At 66.5% G+C, this 18,731-nt stretch carries 8 protein-coding genes; all 8 read left to right on the top strand.

Annotation, left to right across the window (positions count from 1 at the left end; translation table 11 throughout):
- Nucleotides 1–2: 2 nt before the first annotated feature.
- Nucleotides 3–1,286, top strand: coding sequence for a hypothetical protein (locus tag VSR34_RS06330; protein WP_028213786.1), 1,284 nt, complete (start codon nt 3–5; stop codon nt 1,284–1,286).
- On the top strand, nt 1,283–4,843 hold the full coding sequence (locus tag VSR34_RS06325) for an ImcF-related family protein (protein ID WP_342962129.1): 3,561 nt from the start codon (nt 1,283–1,285) through the stop codon (nt 4,841–4,843). Before VSR34_RS06330 ends, VSR34_RS06325 begins: the two co-directional genes overlap by 4 nt.
- Nucleotides 4,840–6,426, top strand: a complete 1,587-nt coding sequence (gene tssA / locus VSR34_RS06320) for a type VI secretion system protein TssA (RefSeq protein WP_028213784.1) — start codon at nt 4,840–4,842, stop codon at nt 6,424–6,426. The genes VSR34_RS06325 and tssA overlap by 4 nt, the downstream gene beginning before the upstream one ends.
- A gap of 11 nt (nt 6,427–6,437) precedes the next feature.
- Nucleotides 6,438–8,252 (top strand): type VI secretion system baseplate subunit TssF, encoded by a 1,815-nt coding sequence (gene tssF, locus VSR34_RS06315; RefSeq protein ID WP_342962128.1) that lies wholly within the window; start codon nt 6,438–6,440, stop codon nt 8,250–8,252.
- Nucleotides 8,249–9,373 (top strand): type VI secretion system baseplate subunit TssG, encoded by a 1,125-nt coding sequence (tssG, locus tag VSR34_RS06310; protein ID WP_342962127.1) that lies wholly within the window; start codon nt 8,249–8,251, stop codon nt 9,371–9,373. The genes tssF and tssG overlap by 4 nt, the downstream gene beginning before the upstream one ends.
- A gap of 14 nt (nt 9,374–9,387) precedes the next feature.
- Nucleotides 9,388–9,918, top strand: coding sequence for a type VI secretion system lipoprotein TssJ (gene tssJ / locus VSR34_RS06305; protein ID WP_342962126.1), 531 nt, complete (start codon nt 9,388–9,390; stop codon nt 9,916–9,918).
- Between the two features lie 409 nt (nt 9,919–10,327).
- Nucleotides 10,328–16,381: an MG2 domain-containing protein gene (locus VSR34_RS06300; protein ID WP_342962125.1), complete on the top strand. Its 6,054-nt coding sequence runs from the start codon at nt 10,328–10,330 to the stop codon at nt 16,379–16,381.
- Entirely contained in the window at nt 16,378–18,660 is a 2,283-nt protein-coding gene (gene pbpC, locus VSR34_RS06295) for a penicillin-binding protein 1C (protein WP_342962124.1), read from the top strand. Before VSR34_RS06300 ends, pbpC begins: the two co-directional genes overlap by 4 nt.
- Nucleotides 18,661–18,731: the final 71 nt, after the last annotated feature.

The following is an 18,731-nucleotide window of genomic DNA, read 5'->3' as shown; positions in this document are numbered from 1 at the left end:
CGATGGCGCTTGACTTCTCGAAGCTTCCACCCGAAAAGCCGGTTCCCGAGACGCCGCCGTCCCGTTTTGTGTGGACGGTGGTGTTTTTTGTGCTCACGCTTCTTGGCATATTCGCGGTCCTGATGCTGTGGCCCGCTGACGAGCCGACGCGTACCCCGTTGTTCTGGATCTGCGTGACCGTCGTTCCCATTGGCATCGCTATGCTCGCGGTATTGCGGCGCTACAGCGTGTACGAGGGACGGCGGCTTGATGCGCTGGAATGGAACGAGGCCTGCAAGCGCTATAACGCAGAGGAGTTCAGTCGCGAAAGCATCCCGGTGCTCGTGCTGGGTTCCGCATTGCAGGTAACGGGGGACGACAAAGCGGATGCGGTCGGGCAGATCGCCGATGGCACGTTGACTCTTGATGCCCAGGCGTCAGATCACGAGGAGAACGAATCGGTGTCCGCACGCTGGATCGAGCCACTGGAGGCACGGCTTGCAGCCGATGATGTCGAGCGCCACGCACTGGTTCTGGAATGGCTCTATGACTGTCTGCAGACGGATTTGACCAGGCCGGTCAGCACACTCCCGATGGAACTGGGTCTGAACATCCGGCTCGAGGTATCCGGCTACAGGGGCGAGGTTGATGCGCTCACGTTGTGGAACGACAGATGGCGGGCCCACAAGCTGCGCTCGGCCCGCGCTTTTCCGGCGTCAGACACACCCGGACCGATGGTGCTCGACTCATGGCTGGACGATCAGGGTGGGCCGCTGGACAAGGGCGCACTGCTGCTCGTGTCCATCTCGCTGAACGCCCTGCTCGAAGGCGTTCCGCCAGAGGGATCAGCCGAGGCAGGGACAGGATTGCTGATGGTTTCCACCCGGATCGCCAGTCGGCATGGCTTGCATCCGATCGCTGCGATACACCGCCCGGTGCGCTCCGCGAATGACAATCTGGATCACCCGATGACCAGTGCGCTTCGGTGGGGGAGTGCCGGCGTGCAGAGTCTGGGTTCTGCATGGATGACCGGGTTCGACGGAGAGACTGTCGGACCGCTCCACACGGCACTGGGTCATGTGAGCGCGGATACCCCACGCAAGGACACGCTGCCGGAATTTGACCTCGACCGTGCCGTGGGCAACGCGGGGCCTGCGGCAGGCTGGCTCGCCGTTGCGTGTGCCGTGCAAACGGCGTCGCAGGCACCAGCGCCTCAACTCGTTACCCAGCGCTGCGCCGACCATACTGTAATCGCCGTCGTGAGAAAGCACGACGAAGAAATGAACCACGTCTCAAGCCCCGCATGAACCGGAAATTCAAGCTCGATCTTTTGTCGGCCATCATTACCGTCGGTGTGCCAGGACTGCTCATCTGGTTGCGGCCAGTCTGGTTCGGTATCGCCCCTGCGAACCGTGGCCTGGCCATTGCCGTGCTGTGTGCCATCTTCGTGGTCCTGTTGCTTGCTTTCAGCTTCGGCGACTCGTCCCGGCCCGCCATGGCGTGGCGGGCAGTCAGGCAGTGGGTAACGGAGCACGGCCATCCGCGATGGCTGACGACAGGCGCTGGCAAGGCGAATACAGCGACTGACGGACTTGGAGCACTAAAGCAACAGCTCGTTGACCGGCATAGCCGGGGCTGGCGTTACGGTGATCGCTGGGTCGTCGTGGCGGGGGATTTGCCTCTGGTCAAGCGTCTCGCGCCAGGGCTTGCCGACACCGGCTACGCCATCACCGGCGATACCGTCCTGCTTTATGCGAAGCAGACCAGCAACACCCTCGATGTTGACTGGCTTGACCAGATTCGCCGGATGCGCCGTCGCCGCCCGATCGATGCGATTGTGGCTGTGACAGCCAACAGCATCTCGGGCAAGGCCCCATTCGATGCTGATGCACTTGCCCAACGTCTGGCACGTCACGCCAGGGTTTTGCGATGGGCCGCACCCGCGTATCTCCTGAACGTGACGGATTTCGGCACCGAGCCGCAAGGTCCGGATGAAGCATTCGGTTTTACATGGGCGAACGCGCGGGTCAACGCCGATCAAATCCAGACATCGTTGCAGGGCATGATGCGCAACCTTGCGGACACAGGCGTCGCACGGCTCGCAAGCAACAATCGCGACCGCTATCCCGCCGAACTCTCGCAGCATATCGAGCGGCTCGGTGATGCCTTGTCGGGACTGGTACTGAAGACGGCGAATTCACGTTACTGGCGCCAGTCCGTTCACGGGCTCCTGTTCGCACCGCTTTTCAGGGACCGCGAACTTCCACCGGCGAAACTCGAAGAGATGGCTGACGGCAACCCTGACGATCAAGCAAAGACGGAAGGGGGTGCTGATCCGATCACCCAACAGCAGCGCTCAGTGTGGCAAACGATTGCGGATCACAGCCGCAAGATTCACGGCCGCCGCGTCGGCTTCTCGCTCTCAGCAACGGCAGCATGGCTTGCAACGGCCGCCGTCGGTCTCTGGATCGTCGGCATGGCGGTATCGGGTTTTTCGAACCGCGCCACGATCGGCAACGCAACCGACACGCTCGCAAAGCTCTCGGGCACCCAGGATCCTACGCAGGCGATGCAAACGCTCGACAGCCTCGACAAACAGATCGACACGCTCGAAACACGTCAGCGCGATGGCGCGCCGTGGACAACGCGCTTCGGCCTGAACCGCGACGGCGACCTGCTCGCCGCAATCTGGCCCGGCTACCAGAATGCCGCAGGCCGCGTTCTCGTCGGGCCCATCCGCGAGAAGGTGGAAGATCGTTTGCGCCAACTCGCCTCGATGTCCGATGAAGAGATCGCAAGCGGCGGCAGCACCCAGGTCCAAGCCGCCTACGACACGCTCAAGGCCTATCTGATGCTCGCAAAACCGGAGCGCGCCGCCGCCGCCTTTCTGACGCCGCAACTGATTGCGACCACGGTCCCCTCGCGCCCCCTCAATTCACCGCTGACCTCCGGCACGTGGGAAGACCTGCGCCAGCACACCATCGCCTTCTTCGCCGACCACCTGGGGCGTGGGACGCCGGCGAACGGCTCATCGCTTGCGATCGTCCCGGATGGCAGTCTGGTCGCGTCCACACGCCAGACCATCATCGGCGTGCGCGGCATCCAGAACTCGACCGATGCGGTCTACCAGCAGATCCTCGACGATGCGAAGCCGAAATACCCGCCGGTGTCTCTCGCCACGCTGCTTGGCGACACCACCGGCCGCGGCCTGTTCAACACGACGCAAACGATCCCCGGCGTATTCACACGCGATGCATGGGAGCAACGCATCTCGAAGGCAATCGACGAGGCCAGCGAGCACGGCAACATCGCGGGCGACTGGGTGCTCTCGGATGCGACAGCTGCGAACGCGGCACCATCGACGCTGAAAGCCGAACTGCGTCAGCGCTATTTCGACGATTACGCGCGGGCGTGGGCGCTGTTCCTCAACAGCCTGCGCTGGCAGTCCGCTTCGACCCTGTCCGCCACCGCCGACCAGCTCTCGCTGCTCGGCGACCCCCAGCGTTCGCCGATGGTCGCGCTCATGAACATGATCGTGTATCAGGCGGGTGCCGGCGCGGCATCACAGTCGCTCTCGGATACGCTCATCAGCAAGGCGCAGCAGCTGGTCGGGGCCGACCAGAAAGACCCGTCGAAGCAGGCGCAGCCTGCGCCCGCACCGCTCGCGGGCGCATTCGGCCCGATCCTGCGCCTGGCCGGCAGTGACCTCGCATCGGCGGCACCGGCGCAGACCGGCAAGGCTGCTGCGCAGATCGCCGCATCGGGTGACCTGAGCCTTGCGCGCTACCTCGAACGCGTGACGGCAATGCGCCTGAAGGTCCAGCAGATGCTGGCCAGCCCGGATACCGATGCGATGTCGCGCGTGGCGGCGCAGTCGGTGCTGCAGGGCAGGAGTTCGGATATCGCGGACAGCCGCGACTACGCGAGCCGGGTGGCCGCGAGCCTCGGCGAGCAGTGGGCCGGGTTCGGCCAGCTGTTCGAGGCGCCGCTCGACCAGACCTGGCAGGCCGTGGTGCAGCCCGCGGCGGCAAGCCTCAACGATATCTGGCGCACCTCGATTCTCGCGGACTGGAACCGGACCTTCGGTGGCCGCTATCCGTTCGCCGATTCGGAGAACGATGCTTCGTTGCCCGAAATGGCGCGCTTCATGCGGCCCGATAACGGCGTGATTGCCCAGTTCGTCGCGACGCAGCTGGCTGGCGTCGTCGAGCGTCAGGGCGATCGCTGGGTCGCGGCGCAGGGCGCCGACCGTGGCTCGCTCAGGCTCGAACCCGGCTTTCTCGATGGACTGAACCGGCTGATGCGGGTTTCGACCGTGATCTTCCCGGCCGGCGACGCGCACGTGCGGTTCGACCTGCGCGGCGTCGCCACGCCGGGCATCACCGATATGCGGGTGGTGCTGCCGGGCAGCGAGCTGCACTACTTCAACCAGCGCGAGGAATGGGTGCCGTTCGAATGGCCGGGGCAGACGCTGGAAAACCGCTCGCATATCGAATGGCAGACCGAGCAGGGCGGCCTGCGCTCGGCCATGGACGCGCAGGGAAGGTTCGGGCTGATCCGTCTGCTCGAGCGTGCGAAGACCTCGCAGCAGGACAACGCGCGCTATCTCGTCACGTGGGCGCCAGATGCGAGCACGGGCATCGCGCTGCGAATGCAGTTGCGCAGTGACGCGGGCGCGGGGCCGCTAGATGTGCTGCAGTTGCGCCACTTCGCGTTGCCCACCCGCATCTTTGCAACCGGCGGTCAGAAGTCCGCTCCCGGGCTTTCTTCCGCTACACCGCCGCCTTTGCCGCCGGCGGCGATTGCGGCCGCGAAACAAGCGGCCATCCCGTTGCCGCATGGTTCCTTCCCGGAGGCCGAATGAAGCTCGGTGAACTTTTTCGAAGCCTCTTTCCCGCACGCGAGGATACGGGCGAGCTTGCGCGCGCACGGCTCGACGCATGGGCGTCGTGGCTGCAGCCGCTTTCGGGCGATGCGGGCGTAGGTCGCGATCCCGGTTACGAGGATGCTTTTTTCACGCTCCGGGACGAGGCTGGCAAGCTCTCGGACATCGACGAAAGCCTGATCGCACGTTCCTGCGAGCAGTTGCTCAAGGAGACCGGCAAGGACCTGCGCCTCGCGGGTTATTACGCGTTTGCACGACTGCGCCAGGATGGGCCCCCGGGCCTGGCCGACGGGCTGGAGCTTGCCGCGGCCCTCGTCGAACGGTTCGGGGAAGCCGTGCTGCCCGCCCGCGCCGAGGCCAGGAAGGCCGCGCTCGAAATGCTGGCGACGACGCGCGTGATCGATCTGCTCGAGAGCCGCGGTGCGTTCGCGCCGGCCGATCTCGAACGCGCACTGGCCGCGCTCGACGTGCTCGTGACGCTCACGCACGCATGGCCCGAAGCGGCACGGCCGAACCTGCAGCCGCTGGTGTCGAGGTTCGAGCGCAAGGAAGGAGAGGTGCGCGGCGGCGATGCCGAGCCGCCCCTGGTGTCCTCGCCCTCCACGGCTGGCATGGCAGGCGGTGCCATCGCCTCGACGCGCGACCTGCTCGAACAGGCGCGCGTGATGGCCGCGTGGCTGCGCGATCAGGAGCAGGGCTATCTGTCGTCCGTGCGGCTCGTGCGCTGCGTTCGCTGGGACACCGTGCATGAAGTGCCGCCGACGAATACCGCCTCGCATACGCGGCTTGCGGCACCGCGCCCGGAGTTGCGCCAGCAGATGAAGCGGCTCGTGTTGCAGAAGCAGTGGCACGAGTTGCTCGAGCGTGTCGAGGGCGCGTTCATGGAGGGCGTCAATCATCTCTGGTTCGACCTGCAGTATTTCCAGCACGTCGCGCTCGATCACGCCGGTGCGCCATACGACACATGGCGCGAGCAACTGCGCGCGGACTTCGCGCTGTTCCTCGAACGTCTACCCGGCATCGAGCGGCTGTCGTTCAACGACGGCACGGCGTTCGCCGATGATGCGACGCTCGAATGGATCGCCCGGCACGCGGTCGTGCGCGATCTCGAAGCCGGTGAGACCGTTGCCCCGCTGCCGGTATCGGCCGACAGCGAGGAAGGCGGAGTGGGCGACTGGCCGGAGATCGAGGCGCAGGCCAGGGATCTTGCTGCGCGTGAGGGTATCGAAGCCGCCTTCGCGTGGCTCGACGGGCTGCCCGGCATGAAGACGGAGCGGCATCGCTATCTGCAGCGCTTCGTGATGGCGCGTCTCGCGCAGAACGCCGAACGCGCGGATACGGCCACGGCGCTGCTGCTCGAACTGGATACGGCGGCGAAGTCACTGCCGCTTGCGCGCTGGGACCCGGCGCTGGTGTTCGAGGTCAAGCTCCAGCTGCTGCGCGCGGTGAAGGCGGCCAGCAACCGCAAGGATGCGGACAGGCCGGCTCTCGTGCGCCGGATCACCGAGCTTCAGACCGAACTCACGGTGCTCGACCCGGCACGCGCGCTGACTCTTTCATAGAACGGATTCCCATGGAAAAAGACGATCCAGTCCTGCGCTACTACGAAGCCGAGATGCGCTACCTGCGCGACTCCGGCAAGGCTTTCGCGAGGGCCCATCCTGACCGGGCACGCATGCTCAACCTTGAACGGGTAGGCGACCGCGATCCGTATGTCGAACGCGTGCATGAAGGCTTCGCCTTCCTCACGGGACGCCTTCAGCAGAAGCTCGACGACGAACTGCCGGAACTCACCGAAGGGCTGGTGAGCCTGCTGTGGCCGCACTATCTGCGCATGATTCCGTCGCTGTCGATCGCCGAGCTCGTGCCGCTGCGGGAGAAGCTCCAGCGAACGGAGGTGGTGCCGGTTGGCGTGCCGGTGCGCTCGGCTCCCATCCATGTGCCGCAGGGCGACGATGCCGGGAGCACGGCATCGGGTTCGGTGCAGTGCCTTTACCGCACCACGCAGGCCGTCACGCTGCAACCGGTTTCGATTACGCACGCAGCGCCCACTGTGCGCCACGACGGCCGTTCGGTAATCCGGCTGGCTTTCGAACTGCACCATTCTGCGCGGCGCGAGGAAACGGATCTCTCGCGGCTGCGTCTGCACCTGAACGCCGATCTGCCCGTGGCATTCGCCATGCATCTTGCCCTCACGCGCCAGGTCGACAGCATCCTCTGGCGCATCCCGGAAGTGCGTGATGGCGAAGCCGTGCCGCTGCCTGGCATCACGATCGAGCCCGCCGGATTCTCGACAGAAGAGCGTCTGTGGCCCAAAGCCGATGCCGCGTTCTCGGGCTACCAGCTCCTGCTCGAATACTTTTCGTTCCGCGAGAAGTTTCTGTTCGTCGACCTCTGCGGGCTGGACGTCGCCAAGCTTCCGCCAGGCGCCACCCGGTTCGAGCTGGAAATCGTGCTGAAGGAGGCCTACCCGTCGGATCTGCGTTTTACGCGGGAAAATGTCCGCCTGTTCTGTTCGCCGGTCATCAACCTCTTCGAGCTCGACGCCGAACCCGTCGAGATCAACCATCACGAAACGGAGTATCGCGTCGTGCCCGCGGGCCATCACGGCGAGCACGTCGAAACATACTCGGTCGATGCGGTCTCCGCGTTCGATCACGAAACGGCGGAACGCTACGAATACGTGCCGTTTGCCACGTTCCGGCATCGCGGCGGCATGCTGCGTCACGAAGCGCCCGAGCGGTATTTCCATGCGCGCGTGCGTCCGGGGGTATCGGGGCTGCACGAGACCTGGATCGTCCTCGGCGGCCATGCCTGGGAAACGATGGAGGACCTGCCCGAGGAAAGTCTGTCGCTTCGCGTGACCGGCACGAACGGGATGCTGCCGCGCAAGGGCCTGCGCGAAGCCAGCCTGAGCGAGCTTGCGGCGAGCACCCCGAACGTGACCGGTGTGCGCAATCTCGTCGCTCCGACGCTGCCGCTCTATCCACCCACCGATGACCGGTACCAGTGGCGTGTGCTCTCTCACCTCGCTGCGAACTTTCTGTCGCTGATGAACGCGGAAGTGCTGCGCGGGACGCTCGCGCTTTACGACTGGACCGATGACGAGCTGAACCGCAGGCGCCTGGCCGGCATCCTGTGGGTATCGGAGGAACTTCTCGAGGAGGTGTCGGGCGGCTCGGTCGAGCGTGGCGTCCTGATCGAGGTGACGCTCGATTCACAGGCGTTTGCGGGCGAAGGTGACGTGATGCTCTTTGGCGAGATGCTGCACCGCTTCTTTGCGATGTATGCGGAGATCAACCTGTTCACCAGGCTCTCGATCGTGAGCCTGCCATCGCAAAAGCGCACGCTCTGGCCGCGCAGCAAGGCGGAACGCTCGCCACTATGAAAATGGAACACAACGGGGAAGGCAACGCCAGGCTCGAGCCGCTGGTCGCCTCGCTGCTTGCGCGGGCACCGCAGATGAGCTTCATGCAGTTGTGCCGCCTGCTCGAGGCGGGTACGACGGATGGCGCCGGATTCGGCTCGCGCGATACGGCTGAACAGGAGCCCGTGCGCTTCGGATCGTGGCGGCGGAGCGGGTTTCCGGCCGGTGAAATCGCTGCGGTTGAATACAGCGGCAACGACGACGACTATGGTCCGCCCGCGCCGCCTGTCGTGCGGACGACCTTCATGGGGTTGTACGGCGTGGATGCGGCCATGCCGCCGCACCTGATCGACGACATCGTGCTGCGTGAGGAAGGGCATGAGGTCGTCGAACGGTTTCTCGACCAGTACGATCACCGCCTCATCACGCTGCTGTACCGGGCGTGGAAGAAGTACCGCTACCCGGAAAGCTTCCTCGCGGGGGGGCGCGATGCCCATTCGCGGAACCTGCTGACCCTGGTCGGATTCGGCCAGGGCGGCAAGCCGGAACGCGCTGGATTGCCCGATTGCCGCATGCTGGCGCTGCTGGGTCTGCTCGCGCAGAAGACCCGCACGCCGGAAGGGCTCGCGGGTGTGATCGCGCTGGCGATTCCGGGCGTCGAGGTTCGCGTCGACGAATTCTTTCCGGCGATGACCGGTACAGGAGAACCGCGCCCGCTCACCTCGGAGCCAGCGGCACCCGGATCGACATCAGGCAGCGGCGCAAGACGCGGACTCGGCGGCGGGTATGTGCTCGGCAGAAGGCTCGCCTATCGCAGCCGGGCCGCCCGGGCGACGCTGTGCCCGCATAACGCGCGGCAGGCTCACGACCTGCTGCCCGGCGCCTGGCTGCATCGCGAACTGATCGCTTTCGTGACGCTCTATGTTGGCACCCGGTCGGATATTCATCTGCGCATGGAGGTGTCTTCGCGGATCGCGCCCCTGCCGTCCATAGGTTCGGTAGCGGAAGGCCCCGCACCACGACTCGGGTGGACAACCGTGCTGCCGGCCGAAGACGAGCGCATGATCAGGATTCCTCTCGGTGTGTGCGGGGCCTTCCCGAAGCCGCCGCCCAATCCCTATCTGAGTTCTCAACGCGCATAACCTATGGAATCCGAATGTCTATCCGATCAACCCTTATCATCCTTGCGTCCGTGCTGTTGCTTCCGGCGTGCGGCGCGTGGCAGACCGTATCCGATGCGTCGTCGAGCGCGTATCACGCCGTGTTCTTCAAACAGGTCAAGGTTCTAAACGTCGATCTGTCGGCACGGGATGCCCTGAATGCCGACGACAGCGGCCGGCCGACATCGGTCGCCGTGCGCGTGTACCAGCTCAGGGATCGCAAGCTGTTCGACAAGGCGTCCTACGACGATCTCCTGAAAAACGACCGCACCGTGCTCACGCAGGATCTGCAGGACAGCATGGCGGCGGTGCTCAATCCCGGCGCGTCGGCAAGCCTCTCGCAGCCGATGCAGGCCGATACGAAGTACGTGGCCGTCGTGGCGCTGTACCGGAACCCGGGCAGCGGCGACGGCTGGAAATATGTGATCGAGAAAAAGAAGCTCGACGCGGACAAGCCACTGAAGCTCGAGCTGCTTGACCAGATCCTGCTTGCGGGAGGGGACGTGGGCGCAAAGTCAAACCGGTAACAGCCATGGCAAGACAGTCTTCGGGTGAGGCGCCATCGGCGATGAAGTCATTGGCGGACCTTTGACAGGCTCGATGCGCCGGACCGCAGGATCGCTCGTGCCCGTCTGCGGGAAGTCTTCGCGGGTGAGCCAGCAGGTAAGGCCGCCGGAGACCGTCAGGGATAGAACGAGACCCTGGACGAAAAAGCGGCGTGCGACGCGTCCCATCCGCAGAATTCAGCACTTTCCGATATGGCCGGCGCTTCAGTCACGGCATGCTGTGCGCCGGCGCCCGCATTCGCAGCGGGGCGCCCGCCTGAGCGTGCGCAAGCGGCCATTCCCGGGGCGCGCGTCCGCGCCGCGCTGTACCATACACCCGCACGCCGCGCGGCATTGGCCGCGCCGCGTGCGCGCAAACGAGGACCGGTCGATGCAACGAATAACACGAAGCAGTGGCGGGTGGTGGACGTTGGCGCTTGCTCTCGCGCTGGGCGCGTGCATGGTATGGGCGTGGCGCGCCCATGCCGCGCGCACGGTCAGCGTGTCGCCGCAGGGAACGGTGGCGCAGGTGCGTCAGGTGGTGGTGAGATTCGACGAGGCGATGGTGGCGTTCGGCGCCCCCGACGCCAAGGATCCCGCACGCGTGCAATGCAGTAACGCGGCGGCCGGCGCGGGCCAGGGCCGCTGGATCGACGAGAAGACATGGGCCTACGATTTCGCCGCCGACCTGCCGCCGGACGTGCAATGCAGCGTCGCGCTCGCCGATGGCCTCAAGTCGCGCGCGGGCGTGGCGGTGACAGGCGCGCGCCGCTTCACGTTCTCGACGGGTGGCCCGTTTCCCGTGAGCGTGCGGCCCTATCCCGGTGGCGGCAGCGAAATTGAGGAAAACCAGGTATTCGTGCTCAAGCTCAATGGTCCCGCGACCGCGGATTCCGTGCGCGAGCACGTCTGGTGCGAGTCGGGCGGGCTCGGCAACCGCATCCCGGTTCGGTCTGCCGACGCGCCCACGCGCGCGGCGCTGCTCAAGCATTTCCGGCTCGAAAAGGACAGCGCGAGCGTGCTCACGCTCACCTGCCAGCAGACGCTGCCCTCCAGCGCGAAGATGCAGCTCGTGTACGGCAAGGGCGTGCTGGGGCCAAACGGCACACCCAATGTCGATGAACGCCGCTTCGATTTCACCGTGCGCGCGCCGTTCACGGCGAGCATGAGCTGCGAGCGCGAGAACGCGAAGGCGCCATGCACGCCGCTGCGGCCCCTGCGTATCGACCTCAGCGCGCCGATCACCCGCGCCGACGCGCAGAAGTTCCGTCTGCAAGGCCCGAAAGGCGAAATCGCGCCCACCTTCCGGACGGGCGACAAGGATAACGAAGTCAGCACGGTCGCGTTCGCCGCGCCCTTGCCCGACCACACGACGCTGGCGGTCACCGCACCAGCCGGACTCAAGGACGTGAGCGGGCGCCCGCTCGCGAACGCTGACCTGTTCCCGCTGCGCACGGCCACCGCGCCGATGCCGCCGCTCGCGAAATTCCCGTCCTCGACGTTCGGCATCATCGAACGCTACGCGGAGCCGGACACGCCCCCGCTCGTCCCGGTCACGCTGCGCAATGTCGAAGCGGACTTGCACGTGCAAGGGCTCAATGCCGGCGAGGCCAGGTTCGCGAAGCTCGCGGTGCAGTCCGATATCGACATGCGCCGCTGGATGCGTCTCGTCGACCAGTTCGACAGTTTCGGCATGAGTGAAACGTCGATCGACAGGCTGATGCCGGGCCTGCTTGCGAGGGCGAAATCGCCCGTGGTGATTCCGCGAACGGGCGAGGGCAGCGATACGAGCGGCGATGAAACGAAGGAGCGCATCATCGACGTGCGCTCGCTTTCGCTGCTCGACGGCCAGCCGGGCGTACAGACGCTCGCGCTGCCAAAGGCCGATCCCAAAACACTGCGGCCATTCGAGGTGGTAGGCATTCCCGTGCCGAAACCCGGCTTCTATGTGATCGAGCTTGCTTCGCCGTCGCTCGGTGCATCGTTGCTCGGCAAGCCCGCGCAAATGTACGTGCGCACGACCGTGCTCGTCACCAACCTCGGCGTGCATTTCAAGCAGGGCCGCGAGAACAGCGTGGTGTGGGTCACGACGCTCGACAAGGGCGAACCCGTGGCCGGCGCCCAGGTGCACGTATCCGACTGCAACGGCGATACGCTAGCCACGGGCAAGACGGATTCACACGGACTGCTGAGCATAGATGGTCCACTTTCCAACCGGCGGGAATGCGGCGAAAACAGCTATGGCGGCCTGTTCGTTTCCGCGCGCATCGATGACCCGAAGACCGGCCCGGACATGGCGTTCGTGCGGTCGGACTGGAATCGCGGCATCGAATCGTGGCGCTTCAACGTGCCGACCGATACGAGCGTGGAGCCCACGGTGCGCGCGCATACCGTCTTCGACCGCACGTTGCTGCGCGCGGGCGAGACAGTGTCGATGAAGCATTTCATCCGCGCGCAGACGATGCATGGCTTCGCGTTCCCGCAGCACTATCCCACGCGCGTGACGATACGCCATGCCGGAAGCGGGCAGACGTGGCATCTGCCGCTCAAATGGGCGGCCGACCACACGGCCGATTCCACCTTCGCGTTGCCGCCCGAAGCGAAGCTTGGCGAATACGACGTCTCGCTCGACGACGGCGATGTGAGCGCCGCTACGGGACCCGAAAGCAACGACAGCGCGGACGACAACGCAGACGACAGCACCGGCTCGATCCATATTAGCTACGAAAGCGGCAGCTTCCGCGTGGAAGCCTTCCGCTTGCCCGTGCTCAAAGGCACGATCGCCGTGCAAAACGAGAAGACGTCGCCGCTCGTCGCGGTCAGTCAGGCGCGCGTGGCGGTGCAGATCGATTACGTGTCGGGGGGCGCGGCTTCGGGTCTTCCCGTGCAGGTTTCGGCGCTCGTGAAGGAAACCACGCCTTCATTCGCGAGCACGTATGGCGATTTCAGCTTCGCGCCGTACGTGGCCGCGACGCGAGCGAACAACGTATCCGAAGACGAGGACAACGGGCCGCGAGAAGACACCGAAGTCGCGAAGCTCGTGGCCGACAAGGAGCCGCTCACGCTTGATCGCAATGGTTCGGGCACGCTCGTGCTGAAGAACCTCCCGAGCGTGGACGCACCAAAGCGCCTCGCGCTCGAAGCGACCTTCGCGGACCCGAACGGCGAAGTGCAGACCATCAGCGGCGCGGCCACGCTCTGGCCCGCGGCCGTGGTGGCGGGCATCAAGTCGGGGCATTGGGTCTCGGTGGGCCGGACGGTGCCGGTGACGGCGCTGGCGCTCGATCTGCAGGGCAAGCCGCACGCGGGGGTGAAGCTCGAAGTGCGTGGGGTCGCGAAGATCACGACTACGTCGCGCAAGCGCATGGTGGGCGGCTTCTACGCGTACGACAACCATACGGAAACGCGCGATCTCGGCACGCTGTGCAGCGGCACGAGCGACGACCACGGCCTGCTCACCTGCGACGCGAAGCTCAAGGAGCCGGGCAACATCGAACTCGTGGCCACGGCGCGCGACGGTGACGGCCGCGTATCCACGGCAACGACTTCCGTATGGGTCACGCGCGAGGAAGAACTCTGGTTCGGCAGCGAGAACACGGACCGTATCGACGTGCTGCCCGAGAAGACGAGCTACGAGCCGGGCGAGACCGCACGCTTCCAGGTGCGCATGCCATTTCGCTTCGCGACGGCGCTCGTGGCCGTGGAGCGCGAGGGCATCATCGAAACACATGTGGTGAAGCTCGACGGCCGCGACCCGACCGTCAAATTGAAAGTGAGCGACACGTGGGGGCCGAACGTGTACGTCTCGGTGCTCGCGCTGCGCGGGCGCATTCATGAAGTGCCGTGGTATTCGTTCTTCACCTGGGGCTGGAGGGCGCCGCTCGAATGGGCACGCGCGTTCTGGTACGAAGGCCGCCAGTACGAAGCGCCCACGCCGCTGGTCGATCTTTCGAAGCCCGCGTTCCGCTACGGTCTCGCGCAAATCCGCGTGGGCGACGCGGCGCACCGGCTGACGGTAAGTGTCACGCCCGACGCGAAGCGCTACCCGGTACGCGCGACCTCGCATGTACAGTTGCGCGTGCAACTTCCCGGCGGCCAGCCGGTGCCGGCGGGCACGCAGATCGCCGTGGCAGCCGTGGACGAAGCACTGCTCGAACTGATGCCCAACCGCAGCTGGGACCTGCTCGACGCCATGCTGCAGCAACGCGCTTACGGCGTGGAGACGGCGACGGCGCAGATGGAAATCGTCGGGCGGCGTCACTTCGGGCGCAAGGCGGTGCCTGCTGGTGGCGGCGGCGGGCACGCCGCCACGCGCGAGCTCTTCGATACATTGCTCTACTGGAACCCGCGCGTGACGCTCGACGCGAAGGGCGCGGCACAGGTCGACGTGCCGCTCAACGACTCGATTACGCGTTTTCGTATCGTCGCGATTGCGGCGAGCGGGGTGGCGCGCTTCGGCACGGGCAGCGCGAGCATCGAGAGCGCGCAGGATCTGCAACTGATATCGGGTCTGCCGCCGCTCGTGCGCAAGGGCGATACGTTCCGCGCGCAATTCACGCTGCGCAATACGACCACGCGTGCCATGAAGGTGCTGGTTACGCCCAATGTGCCGCCGCTTTCGCTCCCCGCACAAACCGTGGACCTCGCGCCCAATGCGTCGCGTGAGATTGCGTGGACGGTCGCGGTACCAGACGATCTCGCCGACGCGGATCGACCCGCGTTGACCTGGAACGTGAGCGCGGTGGAGCAGGGCGGGGCGCACGCCGCCGACGCGGTGAAGCTCGCGCAGCAGGTGAGCGCGGCGATACCCGTGACGGTGCAGCAGGCGACGCTCGCGCAGGTCGACGGCACGCTCTCGATCCCGGTCGCGCCGCCCGCGAACGCGAGCGCGACGAAGGCGGGCGTGGTAAGCGGCGGCATAGCGGTATCGCTGCAACCGAAACTCGCGGACGGCCTGCCGGGCGTGCGCCGCTGGTTCGGGCGCTACCCGTTCTCATGCCTCGAACAGCAGACGTCGGTTGCAATCGGCCTGCGCGATCCGGCGCGCTGGCAAACGGTGATCGCGCGTCTGCCCGTCTATCTGGACCGCGACGGTCTCGCGAACTACTTCCCGCCCGCCGACGACAGCGCGAGCCGCGGCAGCACCGCGCTCACCGCCTATCTGCTGACGGTCACCGACGAGGCGTCGAAGCTCGATCCGCGCTTCGCGCTGCCCGACGCCTTGCGCAGCAAGATGGTGGAGGGCCTCACGCGCTTCGTCGAAGGCCGCATCGAGCGCAATCCGTGGTCGCCGCGCCGCGACCTCGATCTGCGCAAGCTCGCCGCCATCGACGCACTTTCGCGCTACGGCGCGGCGAACGCGCGCCTGTTCGGGTCGATCGAGATTGCGCCGAACCAGTGGCCCACGTCGGCCGTGATCGACTACGCGGAAAGTCTTGCGCGCATGCGCGACGTGCCCGATCGCATGGCGAAACTGGCGCAGCTCGAGCAGATCCTGCGTGCGCGTCTCACGTGGCAGGGCACGCAGCTCACGTTCTCGACGGCCGCCGGAGACGATCTGTGGTGGCTCATGACGGGCACGGAGGTGAACGCCGCGCGCCTCGCGCTCGCCTTCGTCGACAACCCCGCCTGGAAGGACGAGATGCCGAGGCTCGTTACAGGCCTGCTCGCATTGCAGCGCAACGGCGCCTGGAGCACGACGACGGCGAACGTGTATGGCTCGCTGGCGGTCGAGCGCTTCTCGCGCGTGTTCGAGCACGAACCGGTCACGGGAACGACGAGGATCCAGCTGGGCGATACATCCCGCACGATGGACTGGAACGCGGCGGCGCAAGCCGTAGCGAGCGGGGCCACGGCGGCGACACGTAACGTGCCGGCGCGCGGCACGCTCCTGCCGTGGCCGAAGCAGAACGCAGGCGCGACGCTCGCGCTCACGCACTCGGGAACGGGCAAGCCCTGGGCGACCGTGGAGAGCCTGGCCGCCGTCGCGCTGCGTGCGCCCTTCGCAGCGGGCTATCGCATCACGAAGACGATCACGCCGGTGAGCGCTGCCGTGAAGGGCGTGTACACGCGCGGCGACGTGGTGCGCGTGCGCCTCGATATCGACGCGCAAACCGACATGACGTGGGTGGTCGTGAACGACCCGGTGCCTGCGGGAGCGACGATCCTGGGCTCGGGCCTCGGGCGCGACTCGGCTGTGGCGACGCAAGGCGAGAAGCAGGACGAAAACGGCCCCTGGCCCGCGTTCGTCGAACGCGGCTTCGACGGCTACCGCGCCTATTACGAGTTTGTGCCCAAGGGCAAGGTATCGGTGGAGTACACAGTGCGTCTGAACAACGTGGGCACGTTCGGGCTGCCGCCCACGCGCGTCGAGGCGCTCTATGCCCCGGCCACGTTCGGCGTCGCGCCGAATGCGCCCATTGTCGTGACGGCCGCGGCGCAATGAACGCCCTGTTCGCGTCCCGGCGTCGCGCTGCGCTGGCACATGCCGCCGCGGCGCTTTGCGTAGCGTTGCTGCCGGTGCGCGCCTGGGCACTGCCCGGTTTCGACGACGTGCGCGCCCAGTGGCAAAGCTCGGACTGGGTGCTGCTTGCCCGCGACGGCACGCCGCTGCAACGCACGCGTGTCGAGCACACGGCGCGGCGCGGCGACTGGGTGGCGCTTGCAGATGTTTCGCCGGCGTTGCGCGAGGCGATCGTCGTTTCGGAGGACAAACGATTTTACGAGCATAGCGGCGTGGACTGGCGGGGCGCGGCAGCCGCGGCCTGGGCGAACCTGTGGAATACGCGCACGCGGGGGGCATCGACGGTCACCATGCAGCTCACGGGTCTGCTGGACGACGATCCGAAGCACTCCGGGCAGCGCTCGCTCGCACAAAAGGCGGGGCAGGCGGTGGACGCGCTGCGGCTCGAACGCAGCTGGCGCAAGGACCAGATTCTCGAGGCTTATCTGAACCTCGTGCCGTTCCGCGGCGAGGCGGTGGGCCTTTCGGCGCTTTCTCAGACCTTGTTCGGCAAGGCGCCATCGGGTCTCGACGAACGAGAATCGGCGGTGGCCGCCGCGCTGATCCGTGCGCCGAACGCGCCTTATACGAAGGTCGCGCCGCGCGCGTGCCGCATTCTGCGCGACATGAGCGCCGCGAACGCCGACACTCGCTGCACGAATCTCGATGCATTCGTGCAGATGGCTTTCGCGCGCCCGGCCGTCACGGCCGCGGACCCGTCAATCGAAGGCAGCAGCGAAAACGCGCCACAGCTCGCACCGCACTTCGCGCGCCAGATCGCGAATGGCGTGCATCCCGCGCCCGGCATGCATGTGCGCTCGACGCTCGACGCGAACCTGCAACGCTATGCACGCGAGACCCTCACGCGCACGCTCATCGAACTCAATGAACGCGCGCATCCGCGCAACGTGCAGGACGGCGCGGTCGTCGTGCTCGACAACGCAACGGGCGAGGTGCTCGCATGGGTGGGTTCCTCAGGAGGCCTTTCGAAGGCGCGCGAAGTCGATGCCGCGCTCGCACTGCGCCAGGCGGGCTCGACGCTCAAGCCGTTTCTCTACGCGGAAGCCATCGACGAGCGCCGCGTGACGACGGCCTCGCTGCTCGACGACGCTCCACTCGATCTCGCGGCGGGCGGCGGGCTCTATATGCCGCAGAACTACGACAAGGGCTTCAAGGGCTGGGTAAGCGTGCGAACGGCGCTCGGTTCGTCGCTGAACGTCCCGGCGGTGCGCACGCTCGTGATGGTCACGCCGCATCGCTTCGCGAGGACGCTCACGGCGCTCGGCCTGCCGCTCACGCAAGCGGGCGACTACTACGGTTACAGTCTCGCGCTAGGCAGCGCGGATGTGAGTCTCGTCACGCTCACGAATGCGTATCGCGCGCTGGCCAATGGCGGCATGGCGAGCCCGATCGTGGAGCTGCCGCCGCCCGCGAATGCGTCAGCGCGCGGCACGTCACGGCGCGTGTTCAGCCGCGAGTCCGCGTTCATCGTCACCGACGTGCTCGCCGACAACAACGCGCGCACGCGCACGTTCGACTTCGACAGCCCGCTCGCCACGCGCATGTTCTCCGCGGTCAAGACGGGCACGAGCAAGGACATGCGCGACAACTGGACCGTGGGCTTTACGTCGCGCTACACGGTAGGCGTGTGGGTGGGCAATGCGGATGGCTCGCCGATGTGGGACGTATCGGGTGTGAGCGGCGCGGCGCCCGTGTGGGCCGCGATCGTCGGCTATCTGCATCGGCGCGTGCCGAGCGTTGCGCCCGCCGCGCCGCCTGGCGTCGAACGGGTGCGCGTGCAATTCGCCGACGCGGTGGAGCCCTCGCGCAACGAATGGTTCATCGCGGGCACCGCCACACCGCAGGTCGGCCTGGCCTCGAACGCGGCCGATCTCGCACGCGGTCCTGCGCAGATCGGCAGTCCCGTGGACGGCACGATTTTCGCGCTCGATCCCGACATTCCCGCGCAGCGCCAGCGTGTCTGGTTCGAGCGCGCGACCGGCTCGACCACACGCGTGAGCTGGCGGCTGGACGGCAAGGCCCTGGGCGGCGCGGCGCGCGTGGCATGGCTGCCCTGGCCGGGCAAGCACCGGCTCGAACTCGTCGATGCGCGCGGGCAAGTGACCGACACGGTGCGCTTCGAGGTGCGCGGCGCGAACGCGAAGCAGAAGTCGGCGCGCGTAGAAGCCGCACGAGATGGCGCGTCGCCCGGGCGCCGCTAGTTACGCTGCGCCGCCGCTGCGGCAGGCGCGGTTTGCGTCCCTTGCTGCTGCGGTGTCTGCTGGTTCCCCTC

Origin of the sequence: Paraburkholderia sp. JHI2823 (genome assembly GCF_038900695.1) — a bacterium.
GTDB lineage: Bacteria > Pseudomonadota > Gammaproteobacteria > Burkholderiales > Burkholderiaceae > Paraburkholderia > Paraburkholderia mimosarum.
This window is presented reverse-complemented; position numbering and strand designations above follow the sequence as displayed.

What these genes read in the sequence shown, in the direction of transcription:
- tssA (WP_028213784.1), top strand. Translation starts at nt 4,840, where the DNA reads ATGAAGCTCGGTGAACTTTTTCGAAGCCTCTTTCCCGCACGCGAGGAT.
- tssG (WP_342962127.1), top strand. Translation starts at nt 8,249, where the DNA reads ATGAAAATGGAACACAACGGGGAAGGCAACGCCAGGCTCGAGCCGCTG.
- VSR34_RS06300 (WP_342962125.1), top strand. Translation starts at nt 10,328, where the DNA reads ATGCAACGAATAACACGAAGCAGTGGCGGGTGGTGGACGTTGGCGCTT.
- tssF (WP_342962128.1), top strand. Translation starts at nt 6,438, where the DNA reads ATGGAAAAAGACGATCCAGTCCTGCGCTACTACGAAGCCGAGATGCGC.
- VSR34_RS06325 (WP_342962129.1), top strand. Translation starts at nt 1,283, where the DNA reads ATGAACCGGAAATTCAAGCTCGATCTTTTGTCGGCCATCATTACCGTC.
- VSR34_RS06330 (WP_028213786.1), top strand. Translation starts at nt 3, where the DNA reads ATGGCGCTTGACTTCTCGAAGCTTCCACCCGAAAAGCCGGTTCCCGAG.
- pbpC (WP_342962124.1), top strand. Translation starts at nt 16,378, where the DNA reads ATGAACGCCCTGTTCGCGTCCCGGCGTCGCGCTGCGCTGGCACATGCC.
- tssJ (WP_342962126.1), top strand. Translation starts at nt 9,388, where the DNA reads ATGTCTATCCGATCAACCCTTATCATCCTTGCGTCCGTGCTGTTGCTT.